This window comes from Amycolatopsis sp. NPDC047767 (assembly GCF_040704195.1).
Classification (GTDB): domain Bacteria; phylum Actinomycetota; class Actinomycetes; order Mycobacteriales; family Pseudonocardiaceae; genus Amycolatopsis.
The window spans coordinates 464529-479094 of record NZ_JBEYSJ010000003.1 but is presented as its reverse complement, the minus strand read 5'-3'; the positions used below and the strand labels follow the sequence as shown (position 1 = coordinate 479094).

Here is a 14566-nt window from a genome sequence, read left to right as displayed (position 1 = left end):
GGACACTGGGACGCGTGACTCGAGTCGACGACGTCGTGACCGTGCGCGGCGAACGCGAGCTGTTCGACCGCACCGCCCACCTGTTCGGCAGCGCCACGGACATCGCGTGCGCCGCGAACACCCTCTACACCTGGGCCGCCTCACGCCCGGGCACCGGCGTGCGCGCGGTGCCGGACCTGCAGGGCCGGCGGGCGCGCAAGATCTACCTGCCGAGCGTGCTGCTGGACGAGGCGAGCGTCGAGCACCTGCGCCTGCTGCGTTCGCTGGGCGCGCAGATCCGCATCAGCGAGCGCGAGATCAACGAGACGATCATCCTCGACGGCCGCCTCGCGATCCTCGCCGCCGAGGTCACGCCCGACGGGCGCAGCTACACCGTCCTTTCGCGACCCGACCTGGTCAACGGGATCTCGTCGCTGTTCGAGGCCGCGTGGCGCTCGTCGACGGATCTCGCGGCGTTCGAAACGCGCTTCGCCGAGCTGCGGCAGAACACGCCGCGGCTGCTGGACCTGCTGCTGTCGGGCTGCACCGACGAGACCGCGGCGCGCACGATGGGCGTCGGCCTGCGGACCTACCGGCGCTACGTCGCGGAGCTGATGGCAGCGTTGGGGGCGACGTCGCGGTTCCAGGCCGGGGCGCGCGCGAAGGAGGCCGGTCTGCTGTGAGGCGTGGTGTCGTGGTGTCGGTGGCCCTGCTCGGTCTGGTGTCCGCGGGGTGCAGCTCGGCGGTGGGCGGGAAGGCCGTGGTTCCGCCGCAGCCCGCCAACCTGGCCTACGTGGACGCGAAGGCCACCAGCGACGCGTCCGCGGGGATCAAGAAGGCCGTGGAGACCGTGTTCAGCTTCGACTCCACGGACACGGCCACGGTGGCGAAGAACGAGCAGGAGTACTTCACCGGCAACGCGCGCACGCAGTTCGACCAGACCTTCGCGCAGATCAAGACCGCTGCGGTGAAGACGCAGACGCACGTGGTCGATTCGGGTGTCGCGTCGCTGTCGCCCAGCGGGGCCACGGTGCTCGCCGCGATCAAGCAGCAGAGCCAGACCCCCGACGGCAAGACCAACGCGGCACTCGCGGTCGTCCTCGTGACCGCCGCCCCCGCCGGCGACCACTGGCGCGTGAGCGACCTGAACCTCAACCCGCGCGGCACCCTCGGCCCCCCGGCCGACCCGGGCGCCCCGCGCCCCGCCGTCACACGCGACTCCGCCCTCGCCGCCGCCCGCCACGCCGGTTCGGTCCTGCTGACCGTCGACGCCCAGAACGCCGACGCCGTGTACGACGGCTACGAGAGCATCGCCGTCGACCCACTGCTCACGCAGTTCCGCGCGACCCGCCAGACCACCGTCGACAGCATGAAAAACAGCGGCGCCAAGGCTTCCTTCAACCCCCAGTCCGCGGCCGCCGTGTCGTCGACCTCCGCGGACGGCAAAACCGCCACGGTGCTCCTGGACGCCGTCGTCTCGACCCAGCAACAGGGCGGCCCGCAGGACCGCACCATCCCCGTCCGCCTCACCCTCGCCCGCCAACCGGACGGCAGCTGGAAGGTGTCGGCGATCGATCCGCTGAACGCGGCCTGAGGCCGGTTCCGGATAAGCCGAAGGGCCACCGCGCAGCTCGCGCGATGGCCCTTCGTCGTGAAGGAAGCTCGCCCGCCACGGTTCGCACCAGCCGCGACCACAGGTCACGGCGCCGGTCGGCTCCGCGGCATTGACCTCCGCACGACGGGCGGCCTCGCCTGCGCGGCCCGCGGTCGGGCCGGCAACCCTGAGCCCGACACCCGCACCACCCCGCGCGACCCTCCGGATAAGCCGAAGGGCCACCGCGCAGCTCGCGCGATGGCCCTTCGTCCGTGGGTGAGCGGGCTCAGCGGCCCTGGTTCGCCACCGCGGCGGCGGCTTCCTCCGCCGCCTCCGGGTCGAGGTAGAGGCCGCCCGGCTTGATGGGCTGGAGGTCGTCCGTGAGGTCGTAGCGCAGGGGGATGCCGGTGGGGATGTTGAGGGCGGCGATGTCCGTGTCGGAGATGCCGTCGAGGTGCTTGACGAGGGCGCGCAGCGAGTTGCCGTGCGCGGCGACCAGCACGGTCTTGCCCGCGCGCAGGTCGGGGACGATCGCGGTCTCCCAGTACGGCAGGAGGCGCTCGACGACGTCCTTGAGGCATTCGGTCAGGGGCGCGTTGTCGCCGAGGTTGGCGTAGCGCGGGTCGCCGGCCTGGCTGAACTCGTCGGCCGGGTCGATGGCGGGGGGCGGGGTGTCGTAGGAGCGGCGCCAGAGCATGAACTGCTCCTCGCCGAACTCCTCCAGCGTCTGCTTCTTGTTCTTGCCCTGCAGCGCTCCGTAGTGGCGCTCGTTGAGCCGCCAGTCGCGCTTGACGGGGATCCAGTGCCGGTCGGCGGCGTCGAGGGCGATGTTCGCCGTGCCGATCGCGCGGCGCAGCAGCGACGTGTGCACCACGTCGGGCAGCAGCCCCGCCTCGGCCAGCAGCTGGCCACCCTGGCGAGCCTCGCGCTCGCCCGTCTCCGAAAGCGGCACGTCCACCCATCCGGTGAACAGGTTTTCCGCGTTCCACGTGCTCTGTCCGTGACGCAGCAGCACCAGCGTCCCAAGTTCGGCCATGGCCCACAGCCTGCCAGAGCGGACCAGGTTCGTGACTGGTGAGTCCCGCTTGAACGATGTTCTACAGAGAGTGTGTTACTCCATAGTAACACCTTCACCCGAACAGAAGTCAGCCCGTCAACAAGCCGCGAATTGGGTGCAATGTGCTGCGCGCTGTTATCCCGCTGAGTGAAGTTCACTCGAATGGAGTAACGAGTAGTCTTGTGATTACAGGTGGACATCTGACAGGTTTGGCATGTCCCGCTCAGCCGGATTCCACGCACTCCCCGGCTGACGGCGGGCTATGACCGCGGCTCGTCTCCCCCCTGCCGAGCCGCGGCCCGCCGGCCCCGTTGGCATCCCCCTCGTCACCGGGTCCTTGATCGGCGGGAACTTCAGCGGGGCGGCTCGAGATCGCGACTCCCCCCTCCCTCGAGCCGTCCCGCCTTTCCCGTTATCCCGCAGGTCCGGCGGAGACAGCCGCGTCATCCGCCGGCCGCGTACGACGCCGCCGGCGCACCCACCACCACACCGCCCCGGCCGGGATCCCGAGCACCACGGCGAACGGCGCGATCGCCCCCAGCGCCGTCAGGAAGCCGCCGCCGAAGGTCAGGAACGCGTCCCAGCCACCGGCAAGCCCCGCGAGGAAGCCCGGCAAGTCATCGGATGTCTGCCCGGGACCGGTCACGACCTCTGCGGTCACGGACAGTGCCACCGTCGCCATCGCGACGCTTCCCGCGAGCGCCTTCTGCTGCTGTTCGAGTGACTCCAGCGCGGCCTCGCGGGTGGTGAGCTCACTCTCCACACTCGCGATCTCGGAGATCGACGTCGCCTTCGCCAGCAACGCCCGGATCCGGTCCACGCTCGCGCGCTGGGTCGCCAGGCGCGCGTCCACGTCGACCACCTGGGCGGTGACGTCCTGGGAGCTCAGCTCGCGCTTGGTGACCTTGCCGAGCCCGGCGAGCTGGTCGAGCACCCCGTCGAGCTTTTCGGCGGGCACGGCGAGGCTCAGGGTCGCGGACGACTCCAGCGTGCTCTCCTGGCCGGTGTACCCGCCGGCTCCGGTCGCGATCACCCGAGCCCGCGACACGACGTCGTCGAGCTTCGGGGTCGAGAGGTCCAGCCGTGCACTCCGCGCGAGCTTGCGGTCGGTGGTCCCCGTGGCTCCCACCGCCGGCGCGTTGGCCGAAGCACCGGAAGCCCCCGGCGCTCCCGGTGCGGGCACGGCCGGCGCGGCTTTCTCGGCCAAGCCCTGCTGAGGCGCGGCCGCCACCCCGCTGTCGGCCTCCGTCGAGCTCGGCTCGTTCGCCGTGCACCCCGCCAGCGCCACCAGCAACACGGCACCGGCCGGCACCCATCTCCATCGAGTCCTCATCCGTCCTCCTCCACTCGGGTGGCAGACGGACGGACCCCGGCCTCAGCGGCGTTGCACGGCCCGAGTCACGACTCGGTCAAGCCCGGCTCGTGCGGCTTCTCGGGCGCCACGAGGTGCTTGAACGCCTGGAGGTTCGCCAGCGACTCCCCGCGCGACACGCGCCAGTCCCACTCGCGCTTGATCGACGACGCGAACCCGATCTCCAGCAACGTGTTGAAGTCACCGTCTGCGGCTTCGAGCACCTGCCCGAGGATCTTGTCCAGCTCGGCGTCGGTCACCGTCTCCTTGCCGAAGCGCCCGACGAGGTAGATGTCGCCGATGCTGTCCACTGTGTAGTGCACGCCGTAGAGCCGGGCGTTGCGCTGCAACAGAAAGCGGTACACCTGCTCGTGCGCCTCGTCCGGGCGGCGGCACACGAACGCCTCCACGGAGAACGCGTGGTCGCCGTCCACGAGCCAGCAGTTGGTCTGGAGCTTCTTGGTCCCCGGCAACGTCACGAAGTACTTTCCTTCGCCACGCCGGTCGTACTTGAGCTCGGCGGCGTCCAAAGTGGACTTGATCGTCGCGTCCAGGCTCACACCGCCACCTCCGCCCGCGTTTCGAGCGCCCCGCGGAACGCCTTGGTCGCCTGAGCATAGATCTCCAGCAGCGAGTCCGTGGTGCGGCTCCAGGAGAAGCGGCGGGCGTGGAGCACGGCGTTGGCACCGAGCTCACTCCGGCGTTCCGGACGCAGCGCGACGGCCGCCAGCGCGTCCGCCCAGTCGGTGGCCGTGTGCGAAGGCACGAGCAGTCCCGACACGCCGTGCGGCACCGCGACCGGCAGCCCGCCGACCTCGGCGGCCACCACCGGCGTGCCGCAGGCCTGCGCCTCCAGCGCCACGAGCCCGAACGACTCGTTGTAGCTCGGCACGGCCACCACGTCGGCCGCGCGGAACACGTTCACGAGCTTCTGCCCCGGCTGCGGCGGCAGGAAGCGCACCTGCTCCTGGATGCCCAGGGTGCACGCCAGCTCCTTGAGCGCCTGCGGCTGCTCCAGACCGGTGCCCGACGGCCCCCCGACCACGAGCACCACGAGCTTCGAGCGCAGCTCCGGCCGCTGGGTCAGCAGCTCGGCGGCCGCGCGCAGCAGCACGTCCGGCGCCTTCAACGGCTGGATCCGGCCCGCGAACGCCAGCACCACGGCGTCGCGCGGCAGCCCGAACGCGTCGCGCGCCAGCGCCTGCGAGCCCGGCGTGAAGCGGTCGAGGTCGACCCCCGGCGGCACGGCGTGCACCGCGTGCGGATCGGCGCCGTAGAGGTCCACGAGCTGACGCGCCTCGACCTGGGTGTTGGCGACCAGGCAGTCGGCCTCGGTCACCACCTGCTCCTCGCCCATCACCCGGGTGCGCGGCTCGGGCTTGTCGCCGTCGGCGAGCAGTGAGTTCTTGACCTTCGCCAGCGTGTGCGCGGTGTGGACCAGCGGTACGCCCCAGCGGTCGCGCGCCAGCCAGCCGACCTGGCCGGAGAGCCAGTAGTGCGAGTGGATGAGGTCGTAGTAGCCGGGCTCGTGGAACGCCTCGGCGCGCAGCACACCCGAGGTGAACGCACACAGCTGCGCGGGCAGCTCGTCGCGGCCCAGCGGCTCGAAGGGGCCGGCCTGCACGTGGCGAACGGTCACGCCCGGCGCCAGCTCGGCCAGCGGCGGCTGGTCCGACGAGGTCGCGCGCGTGAACACCTCGACCTCGACGCCTCGGCGCGCCATCTCGGTGGCGGTCTCGCGCACGTACACGTTCATGCCGCCCGCGTCGCCGGTGCCCGGCTGTTCGAGCGGCGAGGTGTGCACGGACAGCACCGCGATGCGACGCGGCGCAGCACGGAACCCCGACAGAGAGGAGATGGTCACCTGGTCACTACTCCTGTGTGCGCTACTCGGCTGTTTCCCCGGAGAACCGCCGCAGCGCGGAGTTGAACTCCCCCGCGTCCTCGACGAACGGCAGATGCCCCGCATCAACGAACCAACGCAGAACTGCCCCCGGAATCTTCCCGGCCGAATATTCCGCTGCCGACGGATCGACCACCCGGTCGGCCGTGCCGTGCACGACCAGCACCGGTTTGTCGACCTTGGCCAGCACTTCCGAACTCTCCACGTCGCGCTTGAACAGCGCCGCGCGCACGGCCGGCGGCACCGCCAAAGACATCCCGAGCAGGGCTTGCGCGAACGTCCCGGGCACCGAGGCGTTGGCCTGGGCCCGGCTGAACTCGACCAACGCCGGCACGGCGACCTCGGGATCGTCCGAGAGCGCCGCGGGCAGCGCGGCCCGCATGACCGATCCGGTCTTACCGCCTTCGCGGCCCCGGCCGATCTCCGTGATGGCACCGACGAGCACGATCCCGGCCAGCCGTGCGGTTCCGTGCACCCGCAGGTAGTCGGTGATCACGAGCCCGCCGTAGGACCAGCCGACGACGATCGCGTCGGGGCCGGCGAAGTCGAGCACGGCGGCGAGGTCGTCGGCCCACTGGCGCGGGTCGTCGTAGCCGCCCGCCGGGACGTCGGACGCACCGTGGCCCCGCAGGTCCATCGCCACCAGGCGGAACCGCTCCGTGAGCGCCGGGTCGGCCAGCTGGGCCGCCCACGCGCGCGACGACTGGGCCCAGCCGTGCACGAAGACGATCGGACGGGAGTTCTGGGCACCCTCGACGCGCACCGCGATGCGCACGCCGGAGGTACCGACCACTTCGGTGTTCACGACGTCAGTTCGTAGCACGCTTCACTTGGCCGCCGACAGCGTCTTCCAGGTGGACCAGTCGTAGAACCAGTCCTTGACGTCGGAGCCGGTGGGGCTGGACAGCTGCGAACCGGTCACCTCCACGGGGTCGCCGATGAGCGCGGAGTCGAAGTAGTCCTTCGCGTCGGCTTCCAGCAGGTTGACGCAGCCGTGGGAGTTGTTGGCCTTGCCGATGTTGGCTGCGTTGTCCTGGTTTTCGTGGATGTACTCGCCGTGGTTGGAGATGCGGCAGGCCCACTTCTTGTTGACGTTCGTGTAGCCGTAACGGGCGTTGTCGAACACCGCCGTGGGCTCCTTCGACATCACGATGAACGTGCCGTTGGGCGTGTTGCGATTCACATCGGAGTCGAGGCCGTTGGCGCACGGGTAGCTCTTGTACTCGGAGCCGCCGCGGTAGACCTTCATCACGTGGTCGGGGGTGTTCACCTTCACGACCTGGTTGCGGCCGATCTTGAACTTGGTCGTGACGTCGGCCTTGCCGTAGGCGCCACCGCCGAGGTCGACGCCGTAGAGATTGGCCTCGACCTCCACGGTCGTGTTCTCCGGCCAGTACTCCTTCGGCCGCCAGTCCACCTGCGTGGGCGAGAGCCAGCCCCACGAGCCCTCGACGTCGGTCTTCACCTTCAGCGCCTTCTCCACGGCCGCGCGATCCTTCGGCGCTTCCTTGAACTTCACGCTGATCGGCATCGCGACGCCCACGTGGGCGTCGTCGGCCGGATTGAGCGTGGCGCGCAGCTGCTTGGCCGGGTTGACCGTCGCGAAGGAGCCCTTCAGCTCCACGGGGCGGTTGTCCGTACCGGTGGCCTTGGCGGCGTAGGTGTAGGTCTTTCCGTAGCCGAGGGATTCGGAGCTCTTCCAGGTCAGGCCGTCGGCCGCGAGGTCGCCCTTGACGGTGTCGCCGTCGGAGTTGGTGACCTTCACCTCGCTGAGCTTGCCGGAGGTCACCTTCACGACCACGGGCTCGCGCACGTCCGCGTCCTTCGCGTCGACGGCCGGCGTGGCGGTGATCTTCGCCACCGGGTCCACAGGCTTGCCGCCGTCCTCCCCGCTCCCGCCGAGCGGCAGCGCCGTGCCGTTCGTGGTGGTCGAACACGCGGCCGCGAGCGCCCCCGCCCCCGCGGCGAGCACCGCCTTGAACACCGTGCGCCGTTCCATCCCCGTGAACCTCCCCTTTTTCGGACCACGACGGCCCCCGCACCGGCGGATGCTTCCACGCTGTCAGCGCCGGTGAGCGACTCGACGTTACCTGCCGGCACCGGGTTCACCCAGTCCATGTGGCCCGCGTCTTGTCGACAAGACGTTTCATCCACCGGGCGGTTGCGCGGTCCGGCTGCTGGTGACGGGGTTGTGACGAGCCCAGCGCGAGGTTGGGACGAGTCAGAGCGAGCAGGCGATCAGCAACGGCTCCGGGTGCAGCGTCACCCCGAAGCGGTCACGCACGCCGTCGCGGACTTCACGGGCCAGGGTGAGCAGATCGGTCGTGGTGGCGGTGCCGCGGTTGGTCAGGGCGAGGGTGTGTTTCGTCGACAGCGAGGCACGGGCGCCGGGACCGGGGTGGCCCTTCGCGAAGCCGGCGCGTTCGATCAGCCAGGCGGCGGACAGCTTCACGCCGGCGTCGGCCGGGTACTGGGGTACGGCGACGTCCGGGCCGACGACCGCGGTGATCCGCTGCAGAACGGCCTCGGCGTCGGCCGACGGGACGATCGGGTTCGTGAAGAACGAGCCGGCGCTCCACGTGTCGTGGTCGGCCGGGTCGAGGACCATGCCCTTGCCGCGGCGCAAGCCCAGGACCGCGGCGCGCGCGGCGGCGGCGGGGACTCTCGCGCCGATCTCGACCCCGAGCGTGCGCGCGAGCTCGGCGTAGCGGATGGGCGCCGACTCGCCGGCCGGGTCCACGCGGAAGCGCACGCTGAGCACCACGCCGCTGTCAGTGCCCTTGAGCACACTGGTGCGGTAGGCGAAGCCGAGCTCGTCGGCCTTGACCGTGCGCACCTCGCGCGCGGCGCGGTCGTAGAGCTCGATCGAGACGATCGACTCCGCGACCTCGCAGCCGTACGCGCCGACGTTCTGGATCGGCGTCGCGCCGACGGAACCCGGGATGCCGGACAGGCATTCGAGCCCGCCGATGCCCGCGGCCACGAGCCCGGCCACGAACGCGTCCCACTCCTGCCCGGCGGCGGCCTCGACGACGTCGCCGTCGCGCGTCCAACCGGTGTTCGCGACCTGGATGAGCGTGCCGGGGAACCCGCTGTCGGCGACCACGAGGTTCGAACCGCCGCCGAGCAGCAGCACGCGCTCGCCGGCGGCGTCGGCCTCGCGCACAGCGGCGACGAGATCGTCGCTGGTCGTGGCGCGCACGAACCGGCGCGCGGGCCCTCCGAGGCGCAGCGTCGTGTACTCGGCGAGGCGCGGCGGCGCGGGCGTTTCGACGGGGTTCACGCTGCCTAACGGTACTGTCCGGCCCATGGGATCCCGGATCGAGCACCGTGCCGAGTTCTCCGCCGGACTCGGGGCCGTGCTGGCCGCCGTGTCCGGTGAGGACGCGCTGCGGGCGCGCCTGAAGGAGCTGGGCGGCGACAACGCCGCGCTCCTTGCACATGCTGTTGACGGCGACACCGTGCGCTACGAACTGCGGCACGGCATCGCCGCGCAGCGCCTCCCCCAGGCCGTGCAGGCGCTGCACCGGGGCGACATCGTCGTGCACCGCAAGCAGGTGTGGCAGCGCTCCGGCGACGCGTACACGGGCCAGGTCGAGGTCAGCGTGAGCGGCGTTCCGGGCGAGATCGGCGCGCAGACCTTCCTGACGCCACGCGGTGAGCGCGTGGAGTTCCGGACGTCCGGCGAGGTGACGGTGCGGATCCCGCTGTTCGGCGGGAAGATCGAGGAGTTCGTGGCCCAGCAGGTGACGAACCTGTTGGCTCGCGAAGCCGACTTCACCGCGTCGTGGCTGGCCGAGCACGCCTGAGCCCGGTGGGCGCCCCGACGAGGGGCACCACCAATCCCAATCGGTTACGCAGAGTCGATCGCTGGCTCGCGAACGACCCCGCGGTGACGCGGCTGTTGCGGCGAACGCCCGACCCGCTCGTGGTCGACCTCGGCTACGGCGCGTCACCCGTGACGACCATCGAGCTCCAGCGGTGGCTTCGCCGGGTCCGCGCCGACGTCCGGGTGCTCGGACTGGAGATCGATCCCGAGCGAGTGGCGTTCGCGCGCCGCGCCGCCGACCCTCCGTGGCTGGACTTCCGCCGCGGCGGATTCGAGCTGGCGGGCGCGCGGCCGGTGGTGGTGCGGGCGTTCAACGTGCTGCGCCAGTACGCCGAGCACGAGGTCGCCGGGGCGTGGAAGGTGATGCTCGACGCGATGCCCGACGAGGGGCTGATCGTCGAGGGCACCTGCGACGAGATCGGACGGCTGGCGTCGTGGGTCGTCGTGGGCGCGGCCGGCCCGGTTTCGCTGACGGTGTCGATGCGGCTCGCTGAGCTGGATCGTCCGTCCATTGTGGCCGAACGACTGCCCAAGGTTCTCATCCACCGCAACGTTCCCGGCGAACCGGTGCACGCGTTCCTGTCCGCTTTGGACGACTGCTGGGCCGCCGCGGCGCCGCACCGGTCGTTCGGCGTGCGGGCGCGGTGGGTGTCGGCGGTGGGCCTGCTGCGGGACCGCGGCTGGCCGCTGCTCGGCCGGCCGGAGCGCTGGCGGCTCGGGGAGCTGACGGTGCCGTGGGACAGTGTGAACCCGCTCTGAGTTGACTACACAGAGTGCCCGACTGGGCTGATCAGTGTGGGTACGAATGCGTCGTCCGGGTACGAATCCCACCTGTTCACCGACCCACCCCCGCGGTGTCACCCGGTGGTGACCTGCGGTGATCACCATGGGCGGGTGGAACTGCTTCAACACGTCACCGACCTGCTGCGCGGCGCGCTGGGTTCGCCGTGGCTCTGGGTGCTCGTGTTCGCCGTCGCGGGCTTGGACGCGTTGCTGCCGTTCATGCCCAGCGAGACGACCGTGGTGACGGTCGCGGTCCTCCTCGGGCCCGACCCGGAGCGGCTGGCGCTGCTGGCGCTCGTCGCGGCGACCGGGGCGTGGGCCGGCGACTGCCTCGGCTACGCGGTGGGCCGGGCCGCCGGACTGCGGGCGATCGCGCGGCTGCAGCGCGGGCCGTCGGGGCGGCAGCGCTACGAATGGGCGCGCGAGCAGGTGCGGCGGCAGGCGCCGTTGCTGATCATCGCCGCGCGCTACCTGCCGGGCGGCCGCGTGGCGAGCGCGCTGGCGACGGGCAGCCTCGGCTACCCGTTGCGCCGCTTCATGCCGCTCGACGCGGTCGGCGCCGCCGTGTGGTCGGTCTACAGCGTGCTCATCGGCCTGGTCGGCGGCGCGACGTTCGCCGACGAGCCGGTGAAGGGCCTGCTCCTGTCGTTCCTCCTCGGCCTCGGCTTGGTCACCCTCATCGAGTTCGGCCGCCGCCTTCGCCTGCGACGGCTACGGTCGGGCGATGCACCTGACCGAGGCGATCGACATCCACGCCGACCGGCTGAAGGCGGCGGCCCTGACGGCGGGCCCGTCCGCGCGCCTGCACAACTGTCCGAAGTGGACGATGAACGACCTGGTGACGCACCTGGTGACGGGGCTCTCGTCCACGGTCGCGGCGATCACGGACCGCCCCGCTGACCCCTTGCCGCCCGCCGACTGGGCCGACGCGCTCGGCCGGTGGGACGGCCAGCGCCTCGCCGTCCGCGAAGCCCTCCGGCTGCCTGGCGAGACCCCGGTGCGGTCGCCGTTCCCCGGCGGTGGCCTGCTGACCGTCGGCCGCTGGGCGCGGCGCCTGGCGCACGAGACGGCGATCCACCGGCTGGACGCGGAGAGCGCCCTGCCCGAGCCGCCGGCCACGCGGTACGCGGACGTCTTCGCGCTGGACGGGATCGACGAGTTCCTGACGTTCTTCGTCCCCCGCCGGGCCGCTCAGCAGGACGGCGTCGTGCGGATCGAAACCGGAGACCGGGCGTGGATGGTGGTTCTTCGCTCCGGCGAGGTGCCGACGTTGGGCGATGGCCCCGCGGACCTCACCATCACCGGCTCACCCGACGACGTCTACCGCGCCCTCTGGGGCCGGCCGAACGCCGCGCGAATGGTGGGCCAGGTCGCACTCACCGAGCCCCTCGCGGCGCCCTGACCAGCACCGGCGAGAATGGTGGGCGTGCCTGATCCCCAGCGTTACGTGCTCACCTTCGGCTGCCCCGACCGCACCGGCATCATCGCCCGCATCTCGGGCTTCCTCGCCGACCACGGCGGGATGATCGTGGAGGCGGCGTACCACACCGACCCGGACTCGGGCTGGTTCTTCACGCGCCAGGTCGTGCTGGCGGGGTCGCTGCCGTTCGACGCCGACGGGTTGCGGGCGCGGTTCGCCGCCGTCGCGGAGGAGCTGTCGGCCGAGTCGAGCTGGCAGGTGCGCGACACGGGTGAGCGGCCGCGCGCGGTCGTGCTCGTCTCGAAGGCCGGGCACTGCCTGTACGACCTGCTGGGCCGCGTCGCGTCCGGGGAGCTGGACGTGGACATCGCGGCGGTGATTGGCAACCACGCGTCGCTCGCCGACATCACGCGGGCGCACGGGATTCCGTTCTACCACGTGCCTTTCCCGGCCGACGGGAAGGCCGAGGCGTTCGCCCAGGTGCGCAAGCTCGTCAACGACTACGACCCCCACGCCGTGGTGCTGGCGCGGTTCATGCAGGTGCTGCCGGCCGATCTGTGCGACGAGTGGGCCGGGCGGGCGATCAACATCCACCACAGCTTCCTGCCGTCGTTCATCGGCGCGCGGCCCTATCACCAGGCGCACGTGCGCGGCGTGAAGCTGATCGGGGCGACCTGCCACTACGTGACGGCCGACCTCGACGCCGGCCCGATCATCGAGCAGGACGTGATCCGCGTGGACCACGGCGACTCCGTCGACGACCTCGTGCGCAAGGGCCGCGACATCGAGAAGGTGACGCTGGCGCGCGGCCTGCGCTGGCACCTCGAGGGCCGTGTGCTGGTGCACGGCAACCGGACGATGGTGTTCTGAGCGCAGGCCGCGCGGCCGGTCAGGCGCCGATCGTGGACGCGTCGATCACGAAGCGGTAGCGCACGTCGCTGTTCTCCACGCGCTCGTAGGCGGTGTTGACCTGGTCGGCGGTGATCGTCTCGATCTCGGCACCGACGCCGTGCTCGGCGCAGAAGTCGAGCATCTCCTGGGTCTCGGCGATGCCACCGATCATCGAGCCGGCGAGGATCTTGTTGCCGCCCAGCAGCGAGAAAACGTTGTACTCCAACGGCTCGCCGGGCGCACCGACGTTCACCATCGCGCCGCCGACGCGCAGCAGGCTCAGATAAGCGTCCACCGGCAGCTTCGCCGACACCGTGTTGAGCACCAGGTCGAACCGGCCGCGCAGAACGTCGAAAGTGGACTCATCGCTGGTGGCGAAGTAGTCCTTCGCCCCGAGCGTGAGGCCGTCTTCCTGCTTCTTCAGGCTCTGGCTCAGCACGGTGACCTCGGCGCCCATCGCCGCGGCGAGCTTCACGGCCATGTGGCCGAGCCCGCCGAAGCCGACGACCGCGACCTTCTTGCCCGGGCCCGCGCCCCACTGGCGCAGCGGCGAGTACGTGGTGATGCCCGCGCACAGCAGCGGTGCGGCGACGTCGAGGCCGATGCCCTCCGGGATACGGCACACGAAGGCGTCCTTCACCACAACCTGGCGGCTGTAACCGCCGTAGGTGACCTCGCCGTCGAAGCCGACGCCGTTGTAGGTCTGCACGTTGCCCTTCACACAGAACTGCTCCGTGCCGGCGATGCAGTACTCGCACTCGCCGCACGAGTCGACCATGCAGCCGACCCCGACGCGGTCGCCGACCTGGTACTTCGTGACGCCCGAGCCGACGGCGGCGACGACGCCCGCGATCTCGTGGCCGGGCACCATCGGGAAGGTCGAGCCGCCCCACTCGTCACGGGCCTGGTGGATGTCGCTGTGGCAGATGCCGGCGAAGGCGATGTCGATCAGCACGTCGTCCGGACGCAGGTCGCGGCGCTCGATCGTCGTCGGCGCGAGCGGCTGCCCCGCGGCCGGTGCTGCGATGGCGGGCGTGGTGGTGGTCATGAAATCCTCCAGACGATTCCGGGCTCCGCCGCCCGGACCATGTAAGATCCCTCTTACATCTTCTATAGTAAGAGGGGTCTTACATCCGCGCGACCGAGATCGGGTGTGATCCACGACATGGGCGGCAAGTACCACCACGGCGACCTGCGCGCCGAGCTCGTGCGCGTGTCACTCGGCCTGATCGCCGAGCAGGGCCTGGAGGGCTTCTCCGTCGCCCAGGTCGCGAAGCGTGCGAACGTCTCCGCCGCCGCGCCGTACCGCCACTTCCCCGACCGGTCCAGCCTGCTGGCCGCCGTCGCCGCCGCGGCCGCCTGCCGCCTGCGCGACCTGGTCGACCAGGTCATCGCCGAGGAGTCCGACCCGGTCACCCGCCTGGCCTCCGCACTCGGCGCCTACACGCGTTTCTTCATCGACACCCGCCTCGGCTACGCGGTCCTCTTCGCCGACGGCCTGGCCAACCCCGAGTACACCGAGATGCACGACCAGCGCCGCGCCCTGTTCGACACGTTCCTCACCCTCAGCCTCGCCGTCACCGACGGCCACGCCGACGCCCTCGAACTCCTCGAACAGCTCAACGCCCAATCCCACGGCTACGGGGCGCTGTACCTGGACGGAGTGTCACCGCGCATGGGCTACTCGGCCGAGCAGGTGGTGGCCAAGTCGACGCGAGCGGCGCGCATCGTGATCGAGGCGTACCGGACGCAGTGAGGT

General features: G+C 71.0%; 16 protein-coding genes. 8 read left to right on the top strand and 8 right to left on the bottom strand.

The window, feature by feature from the left end:
- The first annotated feature begins 14 nt into the window (after positions 1-14).
- Together AB0878_RS08480 and AB0878_RS08475 are read left to right on the top strand one after the other, a co-directional pair.
- A complete protein-coding gene (locus AB0878_RS08480; protein WP_366577792.1) occupies positions 15-662 on the top strand; it encodes a DNA-binding response regulator in 648 nt (215 codons plus the stop codon).
- Complete coding sequence (locus tag AB0878_RS08475) at positions 659-1573, top strand: hypothetical protein (protein WP_366577790.1); 915 nt, start codon at positions 659-661, stop codon at positions 1571-1573. The genes AB0878_RS08480 and AB0878_RS08475 overlap by 4 nt, the downstream gene beginning before the upstream one ends.
- A gap of 286 nt (positions 1574-1859) precedes the next feature.
- Here the strand turns inward: AB0878_RS08475 and AB0878_RS08470 are convergent, their stop codons facing one another.
- The 7 genes from AB0878_RS08470 to AB0878_RS08440 all read right to left on the bottom strand — a co-directional run bounded on the left by AB0878_RS08470 (position 1860) and on the right by AB0878_RS08440 (position 9167).
- Positions 1860-2609, bottom strand: a complete 750-nt coding sequence (locus AB0878_RS08470) for a phosphoglyceromutase (protein ID WP_366577788.1) — start codon at positions 2607-2609, stop codon at positions 1860-1862.
- 433 nt (positions 2610-3042) lie between these two features.
- On the bottom strand, positions 3043-3963 hold the full coding sequence (locus AB0878_RS08465) for a DUF4349 domain-containing protein (RefSeq protein WP_366577786.1): 921 nt from the start codon (positions 3961-3963) through the stop codon (positions 3043-3045).
- 65 nt (positions 3964-4028) lie between these two features.
- Positions 4029-4541, bottom strand: coding sequence for a YbjN domain-containing protein (locus tag AB0878_RS08460; protein ID WP_220245921.1), 513 nt, complete (start codon positions 4539-4541; stop codon positions 4029-4031).
- Positions 4538-5845, bottom strand: coding sequence for a D-inositol-3-phosphate glycosyltransferase (mshA, locus tag AB0878_RS08455; RefSeq protein ID WP_366577784.1), 1308 nt, complete (start codon positions 5843-5845; stop codon positions 4538-4540). The genes AB0878_RS08460 and mshA overlap by 4 nt, the downstream gene beginning before the upstream one ends.
- 22 nt (positions 5846-5867) lie before the next feature.
- Positions 5868-6689, bottom strand: a complete 822-nt coding sequence (locus tag AB0878_RS08450; RefSeq protein WP_366577782.1) for an alpha/beta hydrolase — start codon at positions 6687-6689, stop codon at positions 5868-5870.
- Positions 6690-6710: 21 nt separating this feature from the next.
- Positions 6711-7883 carry an Ig-like domain-containing protein gene (locus AB0878_RS08445; RefSeq protein ID WP_366577781.1) on the bottom strand — a complete coding sequence of 391 codons (1173 nt, stop codon included), beginning with the start codon at positions 7881-7883 and terminating at the stop codon, positions 6711-6713.
- Between the two features lie 222 nt (positions 7884-8105).
- Positions 8106-9167, bottom strand: a complete 1062-nt coding sequence (locus AB0878_RS08440) for a UDP-N-acetylmuramate dehydrogenase (RefSeq protein ID WP_366577779.1) — start codon at positions 9165-9167, stop codon at positions 8106-8108.
- A gap of 25 nt (positions 9168-9192) precedes the next feature.
- On the opposite strand from AB0878_RS08440, the gene AB0878_RS08435 reads away from it, so the two are divergent.
- The 5 genes from AB0878_RS08435 (at position 9193) to purU (ending at position 12786) form a co-directional block, all read left to right on the top strand.
- A complete protein-coding gene (locus tag AB0878_RS08435) occupies positions 9193-9693 on the top strand; it encodes a DUF2505 domain-containing protein (protein WP_366577777.1) in 501 nt (166 codons plus the stop codon).
- Positions 9672-10472: a class I SAM-dependent methyltransferase gene (locus AB0878_RS08430; RefSeq protein WP_366577775.1), complete on the top strand. Its 801-nt coding sequence runs from the start codon at positions 9672-9674 to the stop codon at positions 10470-10472. The genes AB0878_RS08435 and AB0878_RS08430 overlap by 22 nt, the downstream gene beginning before the upstream one ends.
- Positions 10473-10607: 135 nt before the next feature.
- Positions 10608-11396: a VTT domain-containing protein gene (locus AB0878_RS08425; RefSeq protein WP_366577773.1), complete on the top strand. Its 789-nt coding sequence runs from the start codon at positions 10608-10610 to the stop codon at positions 11394-11396.
- Complete coding sequence (locus AB0878_RS08420) at positions 11299-11898, top strand: maleylpyruvate isomerase N-terminal domain-containing protein (RefSeq protein ID WP_366577924.1); 600 nt, start codon at positions 11299-11301, stop codon at positions 11896-11898. Before AB0878_RS08425 ends, AB0878_RS08420 begins: the two co-directional genes overlap by 98 nt.
- 15 nt (positions 11899-11913) lie before the next feature.
- Positions 11914-12786 carry a formyltetrahydrofolate deformylase gene (purU, locus tag AB0878_RS08415; RefSeq protein WP_366577771.1) on the top strand — a complete coding sequence of 291 codons (873 nt, stop codon included), beginning with the start codon at positions 11914-11916 and terminating at the stop codon, positions 12784-12786.
- A gap of 19 nt (positions 12787-12805) precedes the next feature.
- Here purU and AB0878_RS08410 read toward each other — a convergent pair whose 3' ends face one another.
- Positions 12806-13855, bottom strand: a complete 1050-nt coding sequence (locus tag AB0878_RS08410; protein WP_366577769.1) for an NAD(P)-dependent alcohol dehydrogenase — start codon at positions 13853-13855, stop codon at positions 12806-12808.
- Positions 13856-13960: 105 nt separating this feature from the next.
- Here AB0878_RS08410 and AB0878_RS08405 point away from each other — a divergent pair, with 105 nt between their 5' ends.
- The gene (locus AB0878_RS08405; protein ID WP_366577767.1) at positions 13961-14563 is read left to right on the top strand and encodes a TetR/AcrR family transcriptional regulator; all 603 of its coding nucleotides are present in this window, start codon (positions 13961-13963) and stop codon (positions 14561-14563) included.
- The last annotated feature ends 3 nt before the right edge of the window (positions 14564-14566 follow it).

Coding starts and splice junctions, on each gene's coding strand:
- AB0878_RS08435 (WP_366577777.1), top strand. CDS start 9,193: ATGGGATCCCGGATCGAGCACCGTGCCGAGTTCTCCGCCGGACTCGGG.
- AB0878_RS08470 (WP_366577788.1), bottom strand. CDS start 2,609: ATGGCCGAACTTGGGACGCTGGTGCTGCTGCGTCACGGACAGAGCACG.
- AB0878_RS08465 (WP_366577786.1), bottom strand. CDS start 3,963: ATGAGGACTCGATGGAGATGGGTGCCGGCCGGTGCCGTGTTGCTGGTG.
- AB0878_RS08445 (WP_366577781.1), bottom strand. CDS start 7,883: ATGGAACGGCGCACGGTGTTCAAGGCGGTGCTCGCCGCGGGGGCGGGG.
- purU (WP_366577771.1), top strand. CDS start 11,914: ATGGTGGGCGTGCCTGATCCCCAGCGTTACGTGCTCACCTTCGGCTGC.
- AB0878_RS08410 (WP_366577769.1), bottom strand. CDS start 13,855: ATGACCACCACCACGCCCGCCATCGCAGCACCGGCCGCGGGGCAGCCG.